General features: G+C 67.4%; 15 protein-coding genes. 9 read left to right on the top strand and 6 right to left on the bottom strand.

What is annotated here, in order from left to right; translation table 11 throughout:
• Positions 1-177 precede the first annotated feature (177 nt).
• Entirely contained in the window at positions 178-708 is a 531-nt protein-coding gene (locus KA248_09815) for a hypothetical protein (GenBank protein ID MBP7830200.1), read from the bottom strand.
• A gap of 105 nt (positions 709-813) precedes the next feature.
• A complete protein-coding gene (locus KA248_09810; protein MBP7830199.1) occupies positions 814-2,112 on the bottom strand; it encodes a PqqD family protein in 1,299 nt (432 codons plus the stop codon).
• Between the two features lie 388 nt (positions 2,113-2,500).
• Between KA248_09810 and KA248_09805 the strand changes: the two genes are divergently transcribed.
• On the top strand, positions 2,501-5,221 hold the full coding sequence (locus tag KA248_09805) for a hypothetical protein (protein MBP7830198.1): 2,721 nt from the start codon (positions 2,501-2,503) through the stop codon (positions 5,219-5,221).
• A gap of 82 nt (positions 5,222-5,303) precedes the next feature.
• Here KA248_09805 and KA248_09800 read toward each other — a convergent pair whose 3' ends face one another.
• Positions 5,304-6,578 carry a hypothetical protein gene (locus KA248_09800; protein ID MBP7830197.1) on the bottom strand — a complete coding sequence of 425 codons (1,275 nt, stop codon included), beginning with the start codon at positions 6,576-6,578 and terminating at the stop codon, positions 5,304-5,306.
• A gap of 99 nt (positions 6,579-6,677) precedes the next feature.
• On the opposite strand from KA248_09800, the gene KA248_09795 reads away from it, so the two are divergent.
• The 7 genes from KA248_09795 to KA248_09765 all read left to right on the top strand — a co-directional run bounded on the left by KA248_09795 (position 6,678) and on the right by KA248_09765 (position 14,645).
• Entirely contained in the window at positions 6,678-7,436 is a 759-nt protein-coding gene (locus KA248_09795; protein MBP7830196.1) for a PIG-L family deacetylase, read from the top strand.
• A 160-nt stretch (positions 7,437-7,596) separates the two neighbouring features.
• Positions 7,597-8,631 (top strand): rod shape-determining protein, encoded by a 1,035-nt coding sequence (locus KA248_09790; protein ID MBP7830195.1) that lies wholly within the window; start codon positions 7,597-7,599, stop codon positions 8,629-8,631.
• Between the two features lie 128 nt (positions 8,632-8,759).
• Positions 8,760-9,575, top strand: a complete 816-nt coding sequence (mreC, locus tag KA248_09785; protein ID MBP7830194.1) for a rod shape-determining protein MreC — start codon at positions 8,760-8,762, stop codon at positions 9,573-9,575.
• A complete protein-coding gene (gene mreD / locus KA248_09780) occupies positions 9,572-10,075 on the top strand; it encodes a rod shape-determining protein MreD (protein MBP7830193.1) in 504 nt (167 codons plus the stop codon). The genes mreC and mreD overlap by 4 nt, the downstream gene beginning before the upstream one ends.
• Complete coding sequence (mrdA, locus tag KA248_09775; protein ID MBP7830192.1) at positions 10,075-11,889, top strand: penicillin-binding protein 2; 1,815 nt, start codon at positions 10,075-10,077, stop codon at positions 11,887-11,889. Before mreD ends, mrdA begins: the two co-directional genes overlap by 1 nt.
• A 5-nt stretch (positions 11,890-11,894) precedes the next feature.
• Positions 11,895-13,007: a rod shape-determining protein RodA gene (gene rodA, locus KA248_09770; protein MBP7830191.1), complete on the top strand. Its 1,113-nt coding sequence runs from the start codon at positions 11,895-11,897 to the stop codon at positions 13,005-13,007.
• A gap of 12 nt (positions 13,008-13,019) precedes the next feature.
• Positions 13,020-14,645, top strand: coding sequence for an Rne/Rng family ribonuclease (locus KA248_09765; GenBank protein ID MBP7830190.1), 1,626 nt, complete (start codon positions 13,020-13,022; stop codon positions 14,643-14,645).
• A 10-nt stretch (positions 14,646-14,655) separates the two neighbouring features.
• Here KA248_09765 and KA248_09760 read toward each other — a convergent pair whose 3' ends face one another.
• The 3 genes from KA248_09760 to KA248_09750 form a co-directional block, all read right to left on the bottom strand.
• The gene (locus KA248_09760) at positions 14,656-15,081 is read right to left on the bottom strand and encodes a protease inhibitor I42 family protein (protein MBP7830189.1); all 426 of its coding nucleotides are present in this window, start codon (positions 15,079-15,081) and stop codon (positions 14,656-14,658) included.
• Between the two features lie 13 nt (positions 15,082-15,094).
• Positions 15,095-15,733, bottom strand: coding sequence for an HAD-IA family hydrolase (locus tag KA248_09755; GenBank protein MBP7830188.1), 639 nt, complete (start codon positions 15,731-15,733; stop codon positions 15,095-15,097).
• Positions 15,734-15,866: 133 nt separating this feature from the next.
• Entirely contained in the window at positions 15,867-17,540 is a 1,674-nt protein-coding gene (locus tag KA248_09750) for a nucleoside kinase (protein MBP7830187.1), read from the bottom strand.
• Positions 17,541-17,790: 250 nt separating this feature from the next.
• Between KA248_09750 and KA248_09745 the strand changes: the two genes are divergently transcribed.
• Positions 17,791-22,494 carry a hypothetical protein gene (locus KA248_09745; protein ID MBP7830186.1) on the top strand — a complete coding sequence of 1,568 codons (4,704 nt, stop codon included), beginning with the start codon at positions 17,791-17,793 and terminating at the stop codon, positions 22,492-22,494.
• Positions 22,495-22,603: the final 109 nt, after the last annotated feature.

Here is a 22,603-nt window from a genome sequence, read left to right as displayed (position 1 = left end):
TTCGTTGGATAGCCCATAGAGAGCTCCTTTCTGTAACCTAGTATATATACTAGGTCCTGAATACCAAGAGAAAAAAGCTCGTTCTCTTCAGGCCATGTCGCGGACTAGTAAAGGGCCAAACACGAGGAGCGCGCCCCGCAGCGGGGCGCGCGCCTTGTTCATGACGGCGATGCGCGATCAGCCTTCGCCCTCCGAACACTCTTCCACGCAGAACGGGAAATACATGGCCCAGTTCCGGCCCGGGAAGTTCTCCCCCTGGCCCCAGCCGGTCTCGCGCTGGACCACGGCGCCATTGACGACCTTCTCCACCACCGCATGCGCGGCCACCACGCCGCAATCTTCTTCCTCGAACCCCAAGGTTTCCAGGGGAATGACGTACACGTACATGGTCTCGCCGCTGTGGGCGCTCTTGTACTCGAACCGGCCCACCTGGGGATTCCCGGTCTTGGTTTGCGGAATATCCGACAGGCCCGCCCCGACGGAGACATGCGTCTCCTTCAGCCCCCATCCGTCCTGCGTCAGGAAGACGATAAAAAGAAACTCATCGTCGTTGCCCACGAGCACGTCGCCGGCATCATGATGCTGCCCCGCGATCAGGTTCACGCCCACGGGATCGTCGCAAATCGCCTGGGCCGAAGCGGTCCACGGGTTCCACGCGACCAGCGTCATCACCGCGGCGATCATCCATCCTGCATGCGTCTTCTTCATGTTGCGCTCCTCCGCGTTTGGGGTTTTGCTACAGGATGACTATATGGCATGCACGGAGACGGTCCACCGGCGCTGCTTGCGCAAAACTACGGAGCGCCCGCGGGGTCAGCGCGCGACGGCCAGGGCGCCCTGCTGCAGCAGGGATTTCAGGTAGGCGGTCACGGAGACGCGGGCCTCGTGGAAGGTCAGCCCGTGGGACTGCGCGAAGACGTCGATGATATTCTCCACCGTGCGCCGCCCATCGCACAGCGTCCATACCTCGACCCCCAAGGCATCCAGGGTCAGCGTGCGGAACGCGGGCGGGCGCACGACCCAGGAGATCGGAGGGACCAGCCATCGCGGCCGGCGCGTCGGCACCTCGAGGCTCAACTCGGCGTGTGACGCCGCCGACCGCACCCGCGCGGCCGCGTTAGGGATCATCCGCGCGCGGAGCATCGGGATCCAATCGGCGTTTCCGTGTTCGCCGGCGGGCGCGGATATGTCTTGTTCCGGGCGGCTCATAGAGCCGCCGCTACAGCGCGAAGGAGGCGCACAGCAGTGAAGCGCATAATGGAGGGCCGGCAGGTCGGCGGGATCCTTCCGGCCGCGGATGCGCTCCACGTGGTAGAGCCGGCCGTCGCGCGGGCAGAGCCACGCGGCGGCCTCGTACTGCCCGCGCGCCTTCAGCAGGCCCTGGGGAACGAACGCGCCCTCGATCCGTTCGATGCGGTGGCCCGCCTCGTCGAGCGTCGAGCGGCGGGGGTTCCGAAGACTCCGCGAGGCCTGGGCCTCCAGCCATTTGCCCGCGGAGGTTTTGAGCCAGCGCGGCACCAGCCCGAGGCGACGGAACGAGGCTCGCGCGGGGGCGCGGGGCCCGGCGAACTCCAGGCGGGCGAGGGCCGGCTGCACGGTGCAGCCGGAGAGGACGAACGAGCGCGGCACGGTCACGTCCAGCCCGAACGCCCGCCACCGATGTTCGCCCGCCGGGGTTTCCGGTTCCGGCGCGAAGCTCCGCAGGATGGCCTGCTCAAGACCCGCGTCCCGTTCGCCCGGCCACAGAAAGACCAGTTCGATCAGGCACCCGGACTCGATGAAATAGCGGCCGAACCGCGAAGTCGATTCCGCGGGCCTGCGGACCTCGATCCCGCGCCAGGAATCGACCGAGAGATCCGTGACCTCCGCGTCGCCCGGGGATTCCAGCCGGGCGCGGTAGTCGCCCATCATGCGTTCGAAGTCCGGCGCGCCGGGCACCCGCCGCCAATCGAATTCGAGGCGGAAGCGATAGCGGTCCGCGAACGCGCAGCGGCCCTTCTCCATGTCGCGCGAGAACTGGAGCATCTCCCAGTCCGCCGGCAGGTCCAGCCGGAAATGGCGCCAGGTCCAGCGGGTCCGCGCATCGAGGTGGTGATCCGGCCCGATCTTCATTGGGCCAGCATAAGAAGAAATCGTCGGCCGGACAAAAACAATCGCCGGCAGGTCCTTGGAGGGGGCCGGGACGACGGATCCTGTTATCACGGGAGGCCGGCACCCTCCCTCGGAATTTGCCCGCGTCCGTCCGCCCTGCAAAGTAGTAATCTCCTTATAATAAATAAGTAATAACTATTTAGTGAGTATTTAAAAAAACCGCTTAACAAATTAGCTTAAACGGTTTAGATATTATTCCCGTTAGAAACGGCTTTTCCTGCGCGTTCAACACGACAAAGGGGTCCTGCGCCGCAAGGTGTGCAGAGCGGGAGGCGTGAGGTCGCGCGGGATGTAAGGAGGCAGGGTGGGCGCGGCTCCGCCGCAGGCGGGGCGAACAAAAGGAGACAGGATGAAGCAGTGGATCGTTGCCGTTCTTATGCTGGCCTGGGTTTGTGCCGGCTATGCCGACGTGTGGATGGGATACCCGAAGGTCTATGACGAGGAGTTCTGGCCGGACGGCCAGTCGGGAAACTACGGGGTGGCGAAGTACTTCCTCGACGAGGATGCCGGCGATTCGATCGACGTGACCTTCGAAGTGGATGTCTATCCGGAAGGCGGGACCATCACCAACGTGGTCCTCTGGAGCAACATCGGCCGGCGCGACTACGCCAGGATCTACGAGGGCTTCGCGGACGGCGGCGATCCGGCCAGCAGCTACTATCTTGGCCACGAGATGACCTACAGCGGGGCGGGCTCCGCGGCGGGCCACGAACTCTACGAGGTCACCCTGACCGTGGACCAGTGCGGGGTGTTCCGCGCGACGGCGTACTTCCAGCTCGACGGCGACGCCACGATGTACTGGATGAACGACTTCGAGGACGGCGGCGTGGATCACCGGGACATCTGTGTCGTCGTTTCGCCGAAGAAGGTGCTGGACCTGCGCATCTACGAGGCCAACACGTTCACGGTGGAAGCCCTGTCGGGCGGGACGGCGGCCCAGCGCAGCACCCTGGAGGATTTCACGAGCGCCGATGCGGACGGGTTCGACCCGTTCAACCTCGAATACGTCGCGACCAACCTCTATTTCAACACGCTGTGGCTCATGCCGATCCACCCGATCACCGATGAGCGCTGGTACAACACCTGCGCCACGGCGCCCGACGCGTGTGGTTACGTGGGCGCCAATTACGATCCGGGCAGCCCGTACAGCACAAAGAATTACTGGCAGGTCAACGAGCAGTTCTCGGACGCCGGCACGAGCGCGGCATCGCTGGAGGCCTTTTCCAACCTGTGCGCCGAGGCCGAGGCGCTGGGGCTGAACGTGTTCGTCGACGTGGCCATGAACCACGCCGGGCGAGACTGCGTCTTCGGGCAGGGCGCCTACGAGGCCGGGTTGATCGGCCTGGCCGCCACGAACACCCAGATCCGGGACGCCACGCCGACGTGGTGCACGCGCGGGTCCGACTGGTCGGGCGGGAGCTATTACTTCCGGCAGCCGGCCGCCAGCGATGCCGAGGCCGCGACCTGGGCGCCGGCGGATCAGCCGTACCGCCACCAGTGGTACGACGCGGGCGTGGACTGGTTCTTCGGCGACTATAGCGCGCTGGGCTGCTACTACTCGTACTGCGACGGCATCGGGACCTACGATGACGAGCGCGACCAGTTCTGGACCTGGACCGATGCCGCCCCGGCGGCGTACGAGCAGGTGGTGGCCAGCAATGTCTGGCGCTACTTCGCCTACTATGTGCCGTACTGGCTGGGCAAGACGGGCAATAAACTCGACGGAATCCGCGCCGACTTCGCGCAGGGGCTGCCGGCGCAGGCGTGGGAGTACATCATCAACCGGACCCGCCAGGACAAGTGGGATTTCGTCTTCCTGGCCGAGGTGCTGGACGACGACCCGGTGCGCTACCGGGCCAACCGTCATTTCGACCTGATCACCACCGTGAACCACTACTGGTTCCGGACGGACAGTGAGAACATGTCCTCTTACCGCACGATCCTGGAGGAAGAGACCGACCTGTTGAGCTACACGGCGGCGATCATGTGGAATGGAACGAGCCATGACGAGGATCCGGGCGGGGCGGACGCCTGGGTGATGTGGTCGCGCTATGCCATTGCAGCGTCCCTCTACGGCGTGCCCATGGTATACCAGGGCCAGGCGCTGGGCGTCCCCAACAAGATCAACTTCGAGTCGGCCTGGTCCAACATGTACTCCTACTGGACCGACGCCTACTACAACGATCCCGAACGCAACGCGTGCTACCGATGGGTCAACCGCGCCCGGGATCGCCACCCCGCCCTGCGCGGACTGAACCGCTACTTCCTGAACACGTTGGCCGGCACGGTCAACGAGGACATCTATGCCTGCGCCCGATGGACGGACGACGACGACGAGGATTTCCCGGCGTTTCCCTTTACTTCATGGGGAGACGGCGATATCGACTTGGTCTTTGTCCGTCTCGCCGCCGACTCGGCCGAAACCTACGCGTTCCCGGCGGAGATCGAGTTGGAGGAGGCCTGGACGACGACGATCGACGGGACCAATTACCTGTCTACCCCTTACTATCAGGCCTACAACCTCGTCTCAACCAACGTCTACGAGGAACAGTGGCCCTCGCCCCGCACCGCGGCGGATATCTATGCCAACGGCGTGGGCGTGGTCTTTACCTACGAGAACGAGGCGCAATACATCCACTTGGATCCGGTCGAGTGCGCCCTCGAGGAGATCGTCGATCCGCCGTACAAGTTTTCCCTCGACGGCCTGCGAAAGACCCGCGACATCATGGTCCGGACCAAGGCCGGCACGCGCTACAACAAGTTGTACACGATGTATTCCGGTGAGGTGGCCGCCATGCTTCTCAAGAAGGAGAACGCGACCCTGCTCTCGTCGGCGCTCTACCTGACCCAGAAGGCCGCGTCCCATGCCGACGCGTTCTTCAACCAGAAGAAAGATACAAAACTGTCGGACAGCGACATCCGCAGCGGGATCAGTTTGCTGACCGCGATGCGCAATCGCACCAAGACGGCGGGCCTGCGGCAGGTGCTGGCCGAGTTGATCAGCCGCAGCCAGAAGGTGTACGGCAAGACCTTCATCCAGGCCTTGAACTACTTCATATCCGGAACCTGATCGGTCGCCAGGTTGGCTGGAGGGACAACGCGGGCGCTTCCCAGCGGAAGCGCCCGCGCTCTTTCCCGCTTCTCCCGGACGGTCAGGGACGGGTCACGCGCACGCGGTAGATCACGGACCCGACGGGCGGCGTGTCCGTGTAAACCTGCGCGCCGTCGATCCCGGCGGCCAGATGATTGGTGAGCCAGCGCCCGGCCATCAGGTTGGTGGTGCTGGTCAGGAAATACGAGTTGCCCGTCCGGGAGGTCCACGAAATCACGCAGGGGGCACCCGTGGCGGAATGGATGGCCGCCTTGAAATAGCTGGACGTGTCCGCCGGCAGGGTGCCGGTGATGAACTCGTCCAGGTCGCTGAAGGTGTCGCCGTCGCAGTCGTTGGTCCCGTCGCTGGCGATCATGTCCCAGAAATTGCTCGCCTCCCAGCCGTCCGGCAGGCTGTCCGCGTCGGAATCGAGCCGGCCGTCGAACGGAAAGATGTTGGGCTCGCTCCCGTACGCGGTCTGCCAGGCCTGGAAGGTCTCGTTCAAGCCCGCCCAGACGAGGTCGCTGTTGGTCATGCGCAGGAGCAGGTTGGTCTCGAATTCCGTGATGAAGGCGGGCAGCAACTCGGACTGGCCCGCGAAGATGGCGCAGGTGTAGAGGCGGTTCGTGGCCAGCAACCCGCGCCCGCGCAGTTCGACCAACCGGTCCAGGTTGAGCCAGCGCCAGGTCTTGCCGCCGAAGTTGCCGATGTGCGGAACGGGCGCCGCGTCGTCGTGCCGCGTGAAATAGTTCGTGTCCTTCGGCCGCCAGATGCCGGACACCCAGAGGTTCGTTTCGTCGCGGTGCGAGGCCGTGCCGCCGCCCCAGAGCACGGCCGGCGTCCACGTCTCGGCCGTGTACTGCCAGCCCGTGACCGTCCCGCTCAAATGGGTCAGCAAGGAACTGGTCGGCGGCCAGGCGATGAACCCGCCGGCGATGTCGGAAGGCGTCACGCCGCACTGTCCCATCAGGGAGGCCACGTCCGCGTAGCTGTGCTGGCCCGCGTCCGACTCGTGCGCGTGCGGGTCCACCTCGAACCCCTTGTTCTTCAGCCAGACCACGACGTTGGTGCCGTCCGTTTCCGGCGTCCCGTGATCGAAGTTGGTCACCGCGCGCAGGAAGGACCAGTCGGATTGCCAGTTGAACATCACGCCGTGCGAGGAGAGCATGTCGGCGAACACCACCAGGTTCGAGCGCTCGCGCAAAAACAGCGCCGGGTTGACGTGGTAATCGCCGCCTTCCTCGTTGTGCATGACGATGTGGACGTAGATCGGCGGGGGCACGGCGAACAGCGGAACAGCCAGCCCCATGAGGAGTAAGGCGATCGCCCCCTTCATGTTCCTAGTACGTACCCGGCCGGGCGATATTGTTAAGAAGGTCTCGCCCGGAGCGCTTGAACCTGTTGTGTTTGCCGCCGGTCTTGTTAGGATGCCGGCATGCGTGCCGGGGCTTACGATTACATCTACCTGTCGCCGCACCTGGATGACGCGGTCCTGTCCTGCGCGGGGCAGATCAGCTTGCGGACGCGCGAGGGCCGCGGGGTTCTGGTTTTCACCGCGATGGCGGCGGAGGTCCTGCCCGATCCGCTGCAGCCGAACGCGTTGCGTTTTTTCAAGTTGTGCGGGTTGGGCGCCGACGCGGGCCGCGTGCGGCGCGCGGAGGACGCGCGCGCCTGGGCCCGGCTCGGGGCGGAGCCTCTCCATGGCGACCTGCAGGAAGCGATCTGCCGCTATGACGCCGCGGGCCGCGAGCTGTATCCGACGCACGAATCGCTGTTCGAAGCCATCCGCCCCGAGGACGAAGGGCTCGTGGACCAGCTGGCGCGGAGCTTCGCCGCCCTGCCGCCCGCGAAGACCGTCTTCGCGCCGCTCGGCGCGGGCGGGCACGTGGACCACGTCCTGGTCCGCCGCGCGGCGGAGCAGGTCTTCGGCGCGAGGGTGGCGTACTACGAGGACTATCCTTACGCCGCCCGACCGGGCGTCGTGCGGCGGTTGACGCGGCCGCGACGCGAGTGGTCCGTCGCGGCGATCCGGCTCGACGCCGGGGCGCGGGCGGCGCGCGAGGCGGCGATCCTGGAGTACGCGTCGCAGTGGCCGATGCTCTTCCGGACCCGCGCGGGGTTGCGCTGGAAGGACCGCTGGTATCTCTGGCGGCGGGGCGGCGAGCGGATCTGGCGCCACGCCGCCGCCCCGTAAACGCGAACAAAACTCTTTACGGCCGTGAAGTGTTTTGTTCGCGTGGATCCGGGCCGGGAGGACGAGGGAGGAGGACGGCGGTTTTACCGCTTGACGTTTTACTCGGGATTGGCGCAAAGTACGCGCCGAAACGAAGCAAAGCAGGGGATCGGGACCATTCATGTTTGACAGGTTTTTAGGGCTTTTTTCCAGCGATATCGGCATCGACCTGGGCACGGCCAACACGCTGGTCTACGTCAAGGACCGCGGGATCGTGATCCGGGAGCCGTCCGTCGTGGCCATCCAGGCCGGCACCAACCGCGTGCTGGCCGTCGGCGAGGAGGCCAAGCGGATGCTCGGCCGCACCCCGGGCAATATCGTCGCCATCCGCCCCCTGAAGGCCGGCGTGATCGCGGACTTCGAGATCACCGAGGCCATGCTGCGTTACTTCATTCGCAAGGTGCACAACCGCCGCATGTTGGTCCGGCCGCGCGTGATCTGCGCGGTCCCCAGCGGCATTACGGAAGTGGAAAAACGCGCCGTCAAGGATTCGGCCACCCACGCCGGCGCGCGGGAGGTATACCTGATTGAGGAGCCGATGGCGGCCGCCATCGGCGTCGGACTGCCGGTCCAGGAGCCGGCGGGCAACATGATCGTGGATATCGGCGGCGGCACCACCGAAGTGGCGCTCATCTCGCTCGCCGGCATCGTCCTCTCCCGGAGCGTCCGGGTGGGCGGCGATGAAATGGACGAGGCGATCGTCCAGTACATGAAACGGGTCTATAATTTGATGATTGGGGAGCGCACCGCCGAGGAAATCAAGATCGCCATCGGCTCCGCCTACCCCCAGGGAGAAGAAACGAGCATGGAGGTCAAGGGCCGCGACCTGGTGGCCGGTCTGCCCAAGACCCTGACCGTGACATCCGAGGAAGTTCGAAACGCTTTGCAGGAACCGATCACCGCCATCGTCGAGGCCGTGCGCATGACCCTGGAACGCTGTCCGCCGGAACTGTCGGCGGACCTGGTGGACCGGGGGGTGGTGCTGGCCGGCGGCGGCGCGCTGTTGCGGGGCATGGACAAGCTGGTGGCCGAGCAAACCGGCCTGCCGGTCCATGTGGCCGAGGACCCCTTGAGCGCCGTCGCCGAGGGGACCGGCGTCGTCCTGCACGAACTGGCCTTCCTGCGCAAGGTGGCCAGCGTCAGCCGCAGTTACTGATCCTCTCCGGATGTCCGATCACGCTCCGCCCCGACGGGCGGAACTCTTCTCCCGGAACATGACGGGATGTACGTGTTTTACTTTATGCAGAGCGTCATCACCGCGCCGCAGAGCCAGGGGGGCCGGGCATGAGGGAGCGGGGTATCGCGACCTGGCTCGTGCTGGCGGCGGTGCTGCTGGCCCTGCTCAACCTCCCCGGGCCGATCTCCCGCCGGACCAAGTCCGCGCTGCGCGACGCCGTGGCGCCCCTCCAGGAACTGGCGACCCGGTCCTGGCGCAAGCTCGTCGAGGGCGCGCGCACGGTCCGGGGCTTCGGCGGCCTGGTCCGCGAGCACCAGGCGATGTCCGCCGAGTTGATCCACCTCCGCAACCGCGTCCAAGAACTCCGCGCCCTCGAATGGGAAAACCAGGAGCTGCGCCGGCAGTTGGACTACGGCCGCGTCTCGGAGCGCGAACTCGTGCCCTGCGAGGTCATCGCGCGGGATATGACCGGCTGGTGGCACACGCTCCGCCTGAACAAGGGGACGGACCACGGCATCGGCCCGGACATGGCGGTGGTGACGCAGGACGGCCTGATCGGCCGGACGGTTGAGGTGTCCGCCCACACGGCGGACGTGCTGCTGATTTCCGATCCCCTCTGCCGTGTCTCGGCGCGCATCGCGCCGGCCGGCGCGTTCGGCATCGTCGAGGGCACGGGGCCGTCGCCGGCGGGGCAGGCGATCTGCCGCATGCAGTTCATCAACCGCAACCAGCCGGTGCAGGCCGGGAACCCCGTGGTGACGGCCGGCCTGGGCGGCGTGTTCCCGGCCGGGCTGCTGGTCGGCTACGTGGAGAAGGTCGAGGCGGACGACAGCGGGCTGTACCAGCGCGCCACGGTGGTGGCGCAGGCGGACGTCGGCGCGGCGACCTACGTGTTCGTCGTGCGCCCCGGGAGGACGCCGTGAAGACCATGGTGCTGCTCTTCGCGCTGATCGTCGGCGCGGTGGTCCAGGCGCTCATGCCCAACTGGCGCGTCATGGGCCAGGCCCACGTCCCGGTGCTGCTGGGCATCGTCCTCTACTACAGCCTGTCCCCGGACCGCGCGCGGATGTGGCTGGCCGCGGTGCTCGCGGGCTTCCTGCAGGACGCGCTCGGCCAGATCCCGCTCGGTTATTCCTCGTTCTGCTTCTGCCTGGTCGCCCTCGTGGTCAGCCGCTTCCGCGAGGACGTGTTCGCGGGCGACGTCCTCATGCACGCGGTCTCCGGGGCGCTCTCGGCGGGCGCGGTGACGCTGGCGTTGAGCGTCCTGCTGACCCACGACGGCTCGGTCGTGCTCTCCGCCGGCCGCCTGGCGCTCAAGGCCCTCGGCTCCCTCCTGCTGGGCGCGGTCGTCGTGCCCGTCGTCTTTCGCGCGATCGAGGGCGCGGACCGGATGCTGGGCCACCTTCCCGAGGAGGCCGCCTGATGGCCCTCCGCGACCTGCTCGACGAGGAACAGTGGCGCGCGCGGGTGGCGCTCTGGCTCATGCTGGCCGCGTTCGGCGGCCTGCTCTACGCGCTCTGGCAGATGCAGGTCGCGCGCGGGGCGACCTACGAGGCCGGCCTGGAAAGGCAGAGCGTGCGCCGCGTGCGCCTGCCCGGCCTGCGCGGCCGGATGTTCGACCGCCGCGGCCGCTGCGTCGCCGACAACCGCTCGGGCTACACGATCTCCCTCTACCTCGAGGAACTGCGCCGCCCGGGCAAGTGGAGCAACACCATCGTTCGCGTCGAGGCCCTCCTCGACGACCTGTCGCGGAAACTCGGCCTCCCGCGGCAGGTCACCGCGGAGGAAATCCGCAACCACATCCGCTACCGCCTGCCGCTGCCGCTGCCGGTCTGGCGCGACGTGAGCGAGACCGCGCTGGCCCGGCTCTCCGAGCAGGGCCTCGGCCTGTCCGCCGTGGAGATCAGCGCGGAGGCCGTGCGCGAGTACCCGTTCGGGGCGGCGGCCTGCCACGTCCTGGGGTACTGCGGCCGCGCGGACCCGCCGACGGAAGAGGAGGCTTTCCACTATTACATCCCCGAGCTGGTCGGCCGCGCGGGCCTGGAGAAGCGCTACGACGAGGCCCTGCGCGGGCGGGCCGGCGGCCAGTTGCTGCTCGTCGACGTGTCCGGGTTCCGCTTCAAGGACCTCGGCACGCAGAAGGCCGCCGCCGGCCGCGACCTGCTGCTGTCGCTCGACATGCGCGCCCAGCAGGTCCTCGACCGCGCGCTCGCGGGGCACGTCGGCGCCGGCGTCATCGTGGACCCGTCCACGGGCGACGTCCTGGCCATGGCCAGTTCGCCGGGCTTCGATCCCAACCGCTTCACGCCCGTCCTGCCCGCGGAGGACTGGAAGCTCATCAACGAGGACGAGCACCGCCCGCTGCTGAACCGCGCCATCGCCTCGCGCTACTCGCCCGGCAGCACGTTCAAGCCGGTCGTCGCGCTGGCGGCGCTCGCCTCGGGGAAGGGAACGCCGCGCACGACGTTTTCCTGCCCGGGCTATTTCAACCTGGGCCGCGCGCGCTTCGCCTGCTGGTTCACGCCCGGGCACGGGGCGCTGGACCTGCGCCAGGCGATCGAGCGCTCCTGCAACGTCTACTTCTTCCAGCTGGGCCTCCAGTGCGGGCTGGACGCCATCCGCGGGGCGGCCGCGGCGCTGGGCCTGGGCCGGGCGACCGGCATCGGGCTCGAGGGCGAGTACGCCGGCCTGCTGCCCAGCGACGAGTGGAAGCGCGAAACGTTCCGCGACGGCTGGCGCAACGGCGACACCTGCAACCTCTCCATCGGGCAGGGCTTCCTCTCCGTGACGCCGCTGCAGATGGCGCTGCTGACGGCGACGCTGGCCAACGGCGGCACGCTGCACGCGCCGCGGCTGGTCCTGGGCAGCCGCGCGCCCGGCGCGGAGGCCTTCGAGCGGCTGCCGCCCGCGCCCTCCGTCCGCGTCGCCCTGCCGCCGGACGCGATCCGGCTCGTGCGCCAGGGCATGCGCGACGTGGTCATGTCGCCCCACGGCACCGGCCGGCTCGCGCAGATCCCGGAGACGGACGCCGCCGGCAAGACCGGCACCGCGGAATACGGGAAGAAGGGCAGCGGCCTGAAGCTGGGCTGGATGATCTGCTTCGCGCCCTTCGATTCGCCGCGTTACGCCATTGCCCTCGTGCTCGAGGAGGCCGACACCGGCGGGCGGACGACCGCGCCCGTCATGCAGCACGTGCTGAAAGGACTGTTCGAGACCGCCGCGCCGGCGCGGGGATGACGCCCATGGACTGGACCACCGCCAGATGGCTGCTGAAGAGGATGGACTGGTTCCTCGTGCTCGCCGTCCTGCTCCTGCTGGGCGCCGGCGTGGCGTTCGTGTACAGCGCCTCGTACCGCGGCGACGACCTGCCCGTGCCGGGCTTTTACCGCCGGCAGATTCTCTGGGCCGGGCTCGGGATCGCGGCGTTCCTGCTGTGCGCGCTGACCGATTACCGCCGCCTGCGCGCCGCCGCGGGCTGGCTCTACGGCGCGAGCCTCGTGCTGCTGATCCTCGTGCTGGTCATGGGCACCAAGGTCTACGGCGCCTACCGGTGGCTTTCCGTGTTCGGCGTCCGTATCCAGCCCTCGGAGTTCGCCAAGCTGGCGCTGATCGTCATGCTGGCGCGCTTCCTCGGCCGCCCGGGCCGCGACGTGCAGCACTCCGGCACGCTCGTGCGCGCCCTGGTCCTGATGGGCCTGCCGTTCCTGCTCATCGTCAAGGAGCCGGACCTCGGCACGGCGATGGTCCTGGTCCCCGTGACCGCGCTGATGCTCTTCGTGGCGGGCACGCCCCTGCGCCACCTGTTCGTGCTGGGGCTGATCGGCCTGCTGATGGCCCCGCTCGGCTGGCTGGCCATGGACGACTACCAGAAGGAGCGCGTCCACGTGTTCCTCAACCCCGGCCGCGACCCGCTGGGCGCCGGCTGGAACAAGATCCAGTCGGAGATCGCCGTCGGCTCCGGCAAGCTGTGGGGCAAGGGCTACCTGGAGGGCAAGCAGAACGTGCTGGGCTTCCTGCCCCGCACCGTCGCGCCCACCGATTTCGTGTATTCCGTGATCGCCGAGGAGAAGGGGTTCGTGGGGTCGGCGATCCTGCTGTCGTTGTACGCCGTCGTATTGGGAGGAGGCATCCGGGCCGCCGTCGAGGCCCGGGACCGGGCGGGCCGGCTCATGGCCGTGGGCGTGACCGGACTGCTGTTCAGCCAGGTGTTTGTGAACATCGCGATGACCATCGGGCTCTTGCCCATCACCGGCCTGCCGTTGCCGCTGATCAGCTACGGGGGATCCTCCATGCTGACCATGATGGCGGGCCTGGGCCTGACCCAGAGCGTCTACGCGCGCCGGTATGCACTGTAAGGAGAAAAGAACATGTGGTCCTTCATGGCCAAGCTGATGGGAAAGAAAACGATTCATAAAGAGATCATCGTCAACGTCGAGAGCCTCGAGACGCGGGTCGCCGTCATGGAAGAGGGCAACCTGGAGGAGTTCTACATCGAGCGCTCCGGCGAGGAGCATATCGTCGGCAGCATCTTCAAGGGGCGCATCCAGAACATCGAGGACAGCCTCCAGGCCGCCTTCGTGGACATCGGCATGAAGAAGAACGCCTTCGTCCACTACTGGGACATGATCCCGGAGGACTCCGTGCGGCTGGAAGCCGAGGAGGGCATCCAGCGCCAGCGCTCCGACCGGCAGAAACGCTTCGCGCCCGGCGAGATGGCCAAGCGGTTCCCGATCGGGTCCGAAATCGTCATCCAGGTCACCAAGGCGGCCATCGGCACCAAGGGCCCGCGCGTGACAGCCAACTTGAGCATCCCGGGCCGCTACCTGGTCATGATGCCCGGCAGCAACCTCAAGGGGGTCTCGCGCAAGATCGACGACGGCAAGGAGCGCGATCGGCTGAAGAAGGTCCTCGCCCGCCTGCCGCAGCTCCCGAACATCGGGCTGATCGTCCGCACCGCCGGCGAGGGCGCGCGCAAGGTCAGCTTCGTCCGGGACGTGCGCGTGCTGCTGGAGACCTGGAAGGAAGTCGAGGAGCGCATCCGCACCCTGCCGGCGCCGTGCTGCGTCTACCACGAGCCCGACCTCGTCGAGCGCGTCGTCCGCGACTCCCTGACCGAGGACGTCGACCGGATCGTCATCGACTCCCGCGAGGCCTACGACCACATCCGCGACCTGGTCGCCCGCGTCTCGCGCCGCGCCCGCGGCCGCATCAAGCTCTACGACGGCGCCGTGCCGATCTTCGAGCACTTCGAGGTCGAGCGCCAGCTCGAGAACGCCTTCCGCCGCAAGGTCTGGCTCAAGTCCGGCGGGTACATCGTCATCGACGAGACCGAGGCCCTCGTGGCCATCGACGTCAACACCGGCCGCCACAAGGGCGGCAACACGCAGGAGGAGGCCATCCTCCAGGTCAACACCGAGGCCGCCCGCGAGGTGTCCCGCCAGCTGCGCCTGCGCAACATCGGCGGCCTGGTGGTCATCGACTTCATCGACATGAAGCACCGCCGCCACCAGAACGCCGTGCACAAGACCCTCAAGGAGGCCCTGCGCAACGACCGCGCCCGCACGAACGTGCTGGCGATCTCGCAGCTCGGCCTGCTCGAGATGACCCGCCAGCGCATGGAGGAAAGCATCCGGGCGACCACCTACATGGACTGCCCCTACTGCGAGGGGCGCGGCAAGGTGAAGTCCACCTTGAGCATGAGCGTCGAGATCCAGCGGCATATCGTCGAGGCCCTCCGGCGGCACCACGGCGTGCCGTTGAAGGTCAGCGTCAACCCCGTCGTCATGGACCGGCTGCGCAAGGAGGACGAGGCGACGCTCGTGGAGATCGAGCAGAAGCACGGCGGGCGCCTGACGTTCGTCTCCGATCCCGCGCGGCACATGGAGGAGTTCACCATCGTCCACGCGGAGAACGGCGCGGAGCTCTACTCCAACGTCGAGCGGCCCGCCCCGAAGCCGTCCGCGCGGCCGCCGGAGAACCACCGGCCGGAATAGGACGCGGTGGCTATTCCACCGTCACGCTCAAGTCGGCGATGTACAGCGGCGCGACGTCCTTCTCCCAGGCGCGGCGGTAGAGGAAGCGGATCGTGGTCGAGCCCGCCCGGGCCGCGGTGAAGCGGAACCGGAAGACGCCCCCGGCCCCGAGCCGCTGGGGCGCCGCGGCCTGGAAGTCCTCTTCCATGGGCCGGGCCAGGATGTCCTGCGCGTCGAACTTCTCCAGGGTCCAGCCGTAGCCGGTGGTCGGGTTGCCGGGCAGCGCGATCTCCACGACCTGGCCGGGCGCCAGGCGCACGGACTGTTCCCCGCCGTTCTCGGCGAACGTGACGGAGACCGTCGCGGGCCCCGGGGCGGGCGTTTCTTCGGCGTCCGGGGTTTCCCCCATGGCGGGAAGGGCGGCGACGGCGGCGAGGGCGATTATCCGTTTGAGCATGGCAGTCTCCTTGTCATCGGGTTCCAGCATACGGGCGCAGGAAAAAAGCCGTCAACTCGGAAAAGCGCGCGAAGGTCCGGTGGGACCGGTGGCCCCCGCGCCGGCCCATGCCGCGGGTCAGGAAGACGCTGCGCACGCCGGCGCGGCGCGCGGTCTCCAGGTCGGTCTTGTGATCGCCGATCATCCACGACTCGTCCGGCCGGAAGCCCAGCGCGCGCATCGTGATTCGCAACGGCTCGGGGTGCGGCTTCCGCCGCTCGGTGGAATCGCCGCCCGAGACCCGGTCGAACAGCCGCGCGAGGCCGAAGTGGCGGAGCAGCCGCCGGCAGCCCGCGGCGGGCTTGTTGCTGACCAGGGCCAGCCGGTACCCGGCCTTCTTCAGGCGGCGCAGTCCGGAGACCACGCCGGGGTAGGGCGCGGTGCGGTCGAGCATGTGCCGGTGATAGAGACGGCGGCAGCGCTCGACGGCCTCGGGGATGTCCTGGTCGCGCCCCGGCAGGGCCCGGCGCACGAGTTCGACCAGGCCGTCGCCGACGAAGCGGGTGACGGTCGAGACCGCCAGGGGGCGGAGACCGTAGCCGGCGCGCACGGCGTTGACCGCGGTCGCCAGGTCGTGGCGGGTGTCGAGGAGCGTCCCGTCCAGGTCGAACATCAGCAGCCGGCCGCCTGTAGTTCCGCCGCTCCGTCGGCGGAAAGATTCCGGATGTTTCGCCTGGCCTGCGGCGGGAAAGACGGCTCCCCTTCTCCGGCGGCGGAGCGCCGGAGCTACAACGGCGCGGCGCCCTTTAGTAGCTGAAGCTGCTGCGGCCAATGAATTCCCTCAACAGCGAGGTCGGGGGCACGAGCCCGGCCGACACGCCCAGGAAACTCGACAGGAAGTCCTGCATCCGGCGCGCCTCGGCGTACTGCGGGTGGACGGGCTTGACCTCGGCCAGCAGGGGCTCGACAAAGGGCTTGAGCACCGCGAGCTCGTAATCCAGCGCCGAGTTGAACGCGATGTTGGCCTCGTGCTGGAACGGGAAGATCCATTTCTTCTCCCCGCGCCGCACGCTGGGCCACATGCCGAGCGTCATCAGCGCCGGGTTCCCCCGGAAGTTGTGGTCGCGCACCAGCCGGCGCACGAGCCGGTTGTCGGTCGTGGACACCCGGTTGTTCGAGTCGAGGTTCAGCTGGGTCAGGGCGCTGATGTAGATCTTGAACTTGTGCGCCGGCGGGACGGCCTCGGTCATCCGCGGGTTCAGGCCGTGGATGCCCTCGACGATCACCATCTGGTCCGGCTCGATCTTCATGGTCTCGCCCCGGAACTCGCGGTCGCCCTTCTCGAAGTTGAAATAGGGCATCTCCACCTGCTCCCCGCGGTCCAGCGTGGCCAGGTGCTCGTTGAGCAGGGGCAGGTCCAGGGTCTCGATGTTCTCGAAGTCCGGCTCGCCGTTCTCGTCCTTCGGCGTCCGGTCCCGGCTGACGAAGTAATTGTCCACCGAGATCGTCACCGGGCGCAGCCCGTTCACCCGGAGCTGGACGGCCAGCCGCTTGGCGAACGTGGTCTTGCCCGAGGACGACGGGCCGGCGATCAGGATCCACTTGATCTCGTCCTTGTGCTGGTGGATGTGGTCCGCGATGCGCGCGATCTTCTTCTCGTGGAAGGCCTCGGCGATCTTGATGAAGTCGCCGATCTCCTTGTTGGCGATGATCTCGTTCAGGCGGCCCACGGTGTTGACCCCGAGGATCCGGCCCCACTCCTTGTGCTCCTTGAAGATCTGGAACAGTTGGGGCTGCGGCACGAACTCGGACAGGTCCTTGGGTGTCTCGCGCTCCGGGAACTGGAGGACAAAGCCGGGCGTGTAGGGGATCAGCTTGAACAGCGACAGGACGCCCGTGCTGCCGGCCAGGGGGCCGTGGGCCAGGTCGGAGAAGCCCTCGCACCAGTAGGTCACGATCTTGGGCGGGTTGCGGTAGCGGAGCAGATTGTACTTGTCCCATTGCTTTTCGCGCTCGAACTGCTCGACGGCCTCCGTGAAGGCGATCTTGCGCCGCTCGACGGGCACGTCGCGCTCCACCGTCTCGCGCATGTGGCGGTCGAGCGCGGCGAGCTGCTCCTTCGAGATCGTCTTGCCGTCCAGCTCGAAGCTGCAATAGAACCCGTCGCTCATCGAGTGCTCCACCGCGAAGCGCGCGTCCGGGAACAGGGCTTTCACGGCCTTGCCGAGCAGGAAGCAGACCGAGCGGCGGTAGATGCGGAACCCGTGCGAGTCCGCCCGGGTGAGCAGCGAGACGCGGCTGTCCACTTCCAGCGGGTAGGACAGCGAGACGGCGTCGTTGTTGACGAGCGCGCCGAGGTATTCCAGGCCCTCCTTCGAGCGGCGCTGGGGCAGGATGGCGGCGACGGGGGTGCCGGCGGCGCAGCGGACTTGCGATCCGTCCTCGAGCGTGACGGTGATGGTGTTGATGTTCGAATCCATGACTTCTCTCCTTCGTTTCTTCTAAAAAAAGGATTCCAGGGCGGGAAAACACCTTTTCCAAACCCTGGAAAAACACATTCCTTCTTTTCCAATGATCGAAATGCATCATACCCCGGATTCCCGGGTGTTGGAAGCTCTTTTCTCTTGCCCTTCGCGGAACACTCCGGCGGGCTGTTGGCCGCCCGGGGCAATGAGGGCTTGTCTTGGCGGTCGGGGCCGGTAGGATGGCTTCAGAATCAGGGAGGGGCGCATGTTCAGAAGCCGTTTCACGCTGGGGGTTCTCGGCCTTTTCGTCTCGTGTTCCGCCCGGGCGCAGACCACGCGCTACGTCGTGCCGGTCAATCCCGGCGCGGCGCCGCCGTACACCAGCTGGGCGACGGCGGCGACGAACATCCAGGACGCGGTGGATGCATCAACGGCAGGCGACTCGGTGCTGGTGACGGATGGCGTCTTCGCGGTCACCGCGCCGATCCAGGTGACCAACGGCATCGCGATCCGCAGCGTCCACGGGCGGGGCCCGGTCGTCGTGGACGGCCAAGGCCAGTGCCGCTGTTTCGATCTGGGCTCGTCGGCCGCGCACCTCGACGGGTTGGTGATCATCAGGGGCGCCGCCGCGCAGGGCGCGGGCGTCTACTCGCTCGGCGCGACGATCACCAATTGCGCGGTGTACACCTGCCGCGCGTCCAATTCCGCCGCCGGGGTGTACATGGAAGGGGGACTCCTGACCGACAGCGACGTCAGCAGCAACCGGATCGAGTCGGCCACCGGCGACATGTTGATGGGCGGCGGCGTGTACGCCGTCAGCGGCGCGCTCGTCCGGGCTTGCCGCATCGCCACCAACGTGCTGCGCGAGGCCGGCGGGGGCAGCCTCTATGGGGTCGGACTGTACATGGAAACCTCCGCGGCGGAGCGCTGCAGCGTGTGCGCGAACAACGGGTATTCCAGCGGATATTTTGCCGAGGGCGGCGGCATCTGGGCCGACGCCGGCAGCCGGGTGATCGACTGTCTCGTGGCCTCCAACCGGCTGGCTTCCGCGGATGACGAAGCGTCCGGCGGCGGCATCGCCGCCTACGCGAGCGTCATTACAGGCACCGTGGTGGCCGTGAATTACGCCACTGCGGGAGCCTCTGCCAACGGATACGGCGGCGGCATCATGGGCATCAACGCGGAAATCGCCGGATGCACGGTCTATTCCAATTCGTTGTACGCCGCGGATGACCAGGGATACGGCGGCGGCGTGTATCTGTCGGCGGGACGGCTGACGGACAGTGAGGTGCGCGGCAATTACCTGGAAACCGTGAACAACAACGCCTACGGAGGCGGCGTGTGCATGTCCTCCGGCAGCCGGATGGAATCGTGCACGGTGTCCGGCAATCGGGTCGAACTGGAGGACGACACCGTGTACGGGGTCGGCGTGTATTGCGTCAATTCGACGGTTTCGGTGTGCCGCATCACGGGCAACCTGGATATTTCGGCGGCCGGCGGCAGCTTCGGCGGCGGCGTGTATGTGTCCGGCGTATCGGACGTCCTAAGCGGCTTCCTGGCCGGCAACTTCGCCGTGCAGGGCGGCGGCGTCTGCCTCGTCAACGCGGCGGCCCGGGTGCTCAACTGCACCGTGGTCAGCAACGAGGCCTACTACGGCGGCGGGCTTCGCCAGTCGGCGGGCTTGCTGCTCAACAGCATCCTTGTGGACAACACTACGCTGGACGCCAACCCCAACCACTACGTGACGGGCGGGGATACCGCGTATTCCTGTTCCACCCCGCCGCTGCCGGGCGAGGGCAACGACGAGCGCCGCCCGCAGTTCGTCAATGCCGCCGCCGGAAACTATGCCCTCCTGCCCGGCTCGCCGGGCGTGGACGACGGGTTCAACGAGGACTGGATGACCAACGCCGTGGACCTGGCCGGCCAGGCGCGCATCCTGAACGGCACGGTGGACCGGGGGGCTTTCGAACTCGATCCCGCGAGCGGCCCGCTCGCGTGCAACCCGGTGGCGAATCCGGCGGAGGGCTTTTTCCCATTGCAGGTGGTGTTCACCGCCGCCGTGGCCGGCGCGGACACGGCGGGCTTGTACTACCAGTGGGATTTCAACGGCGACGGGGCCGTTGAAATCGAAGGGTATGGCTTGTCCGTGGTGACCAATCTGTATGCCGGCTTCGGCCTCTTCAATGTCTCGCTGGCCGTCAGCAACGCCTCCGGGTCGGTCACGACCCTGCAAGCCGGCGGCGTCAGCGTCGGGCCGGAGAATGCCTACGTGGCGACGAACGGCGCGCACAGCTTCCCGTTCACGAACTGGGTCACGGCGGCGACCAATCCGCACGCGGCGTACGCGGCGGCGGTGGCCGGCACGCGCATCTTCGTCGGGACGGGCACCCATCGCCTTCGCACCGAACTCTTCGTGGATCGCGCGGTCGCCTTCGAAGGCCAGGGCGGCGTGACGGACGTGATCGTGCACGGCGGCAACACCTCGCGCTGTTTCTACCTCTGCCATCCCGGCGCCCGGGTCAGCGCCCTGACCATCCGCGGCGGGCGGGCGGACTACGGAGGGGGCGTGTTCTTCGAGCGCTATGGGTTGGTCTCCAACTGCGTCGTGACGGGCAACCGCAGCGATAATACCGGCGGGGGCTTGTACTTTGAGAACGGCGGCGAGGCCACCGACTGCGAGATCTGGAGCAACTCGACGCGCTCCGGCGAAAGCTGGGGCGGCGGCGCCTGCATGGAAGGCGGCGTGCTCCAGCGCTCGCGGATTCACAGCCACACGAACGGGGGCGTGCGCATCTCCGGCGCGGGAACGCTCCAGGCCTGCCAGGTCTATTCCAACCGGGCCAGCTCCGGCGGCGGCGTCTGGGCCCTGGGGGGGGCCGTCCGCAACTGCCTGGTCCATCGCAACCAGGCCACCACGCAAGGCGGCGGCCTGTATCTTTCCGGCGGTTCATCGACGCTGGAGAGTTCGACCGTCTGCGACAACTCGGCCGGCACGTCGGGCGGCGGCCTGGCGCACGTCTCGGGTAACAGCACGGTGCGCAACAGCATCGTGCGCTTCAACTCCGCGCCCGTCTCGCCCGATTATCTCGGCGGCGTTTATCAGCATACGTGCGCCTCGCCCCTGCCGGCGGGGACGGGCAACACGGACCGCGATCCGGAATTCGCCGAGGCCGGCGCCGGCGATTACCGCCTGCTGCCGGGCTCCCCCGGCCTCGATCGCGGCACCAACCAAACCTGGATGACCAACGCGACGGACCTCGCCGGCTCACCGCGCATTCTTAATGAAGTCACCGACATGGGCGCCTACGAATACGCTTACGGCGCGTTGGCCTGTAATCCGTCCGCCGACCCGCTCGTCGGGTTGCAGCCCCTGTGGGTGGTGTTTACCGGCTATGTCACCGGCACGAACACGAGCGGGCTATACTATCAGTGGGACTGCAATGGGGACTCGATTTGGGATGCCCAGGGCTATGGGCTCGGCGTGGTGACCCAGCTGTACGAGGCCGCCGGCCGCTATACCGTGGCGCTCGCGGTCAGCAACGCCGCCGGCGAAGTCAGCCAACGGACGCGCACGAACCTGGTCACCGTCGCGCCGCTCGTCGCCTACGCCGCGCCCGGCGGCGCGCACCAGTATCCCTACACCAACTGGGCCGGCGCCGCGACGGACCTGGTCGCCGCCGTCGGCGCGGCGTGGCATGGGTCGCAGGTGCTCGTCACCGATGGAGTTTATGCGATTCGGTCGCCCCTCGATCTCTCGGTGGCTGCGGCCCTGCGCTCGGTCAACGGCCCGACATCCACGGTGGTGGACGCCCAGAACACGGGGCGTTGCCTGACGCTGAACCATCCCGAGGCCCTGGTCGAGGGCCTGACCCTGACCCGGGGCCGGGCCTACCAGGGCGGCGGGGTGTACCTCTACAGCGGAACCCTCTCGAACTGCATCGTCTCCTCCAGCTACGCGACCAACCGCGGGGGCGGCGTGTACGTGAACTCGACCGGCCTGGTGACCCGGTGCGTCCTGATGTGCAACACGGGGGACCAGGGCGGCGGGGTGTACCTGAACCTGGCCGGCGGCGTGGTGCGCGACACCCGGATTCAAGCCAATTACGCGCTGGCCGGCGGCGGCGGGGCGAATATCGGCGCTCAAGTGCTGGAAAACTGCCTGATCTACAGCAACTCCTGCGGGGGCAACGGGGGCGGCGTCTACAGCCGGGGCGGCCAGATCCGCCACTGCACCATCGCGCGCAATCGTACGTATGGCACCCTCTGGGGCGGAGGCTATTACGCCTCCACGGCCGCGAACCTCGTCAACACGATCGTCTACGGCAACACCGGCCCGGCCACCTACTCGAATTACTCCGGCGGCGTGTGGACGTACTCCTGCGCCGCGCCCCTGCCCGCCGGAACGGGCAACCTTTCAAGCGACCCGCTGTTCGTGAATCCGGATGCTTTTGATTTCCGTCTTCCCACCAACTCGCCCTGCGTGGACGCGGGGTCGCCGACGAACCTGCCGGAGGCGGATATGGACGGAAATCCCCGCCCCCTGGACGGCAACAACGATGGGATCGCGCTTCAAGACATGGGCGCCTACGAGTTGATCCATCCCGAAGCCGACAGCGACGGCGACAACCTGCGCGACACCAACGAGCTGGCGATCGGCACCAGCCCGGTGCTCGCCGACACGGATGTCGACCGGATGAGTGATGGGGCGGAAATCCTGGCCGGGACCGATCCGCTGGACGCGATGTCGGTGTTTGAGGTGGCAGGGTTCAGGGTTCGGGGTTCGGGGAACGTGGTGAACTGGTCGAGTGTGAACGGCAAGTCGTACATGCTTTCGCGCGCGACGAACCTGCCGCAGCACGTCTGGACGCCGGTCTTCACGGGCATCCCCGGCGCCGCCCCGATGAACACCGTGACGGACACCACGGCGGTCGGGACCGGGCCGTGGAATTACCGGATTGAATTGGAATAAGGTTTGTAGTTCCGCCGCTCTGTCGGCGGAAAGGAAATGGCGACAAGCGTGTGGAAGCTCCGGCGGCAGAGCGCCGGAGCTACAATGGAGGGCCGAAGCTACAACGCCT

It is taken from the genome of Kiritimatiellia bacterium, from assembly GCA_018001225.1.
Taxonomy (GTDB): Bacteria; Verrucomicrobiota; Kiritimatiellia; order CAIQIC01; family JAGNIJ01; genus JAGNIJ01.
The sequence above is the reverse complement of the archived record's forward strand: the minus strand, read 5'-3'. Positions and strand labels throughout refer to the sequence as shown.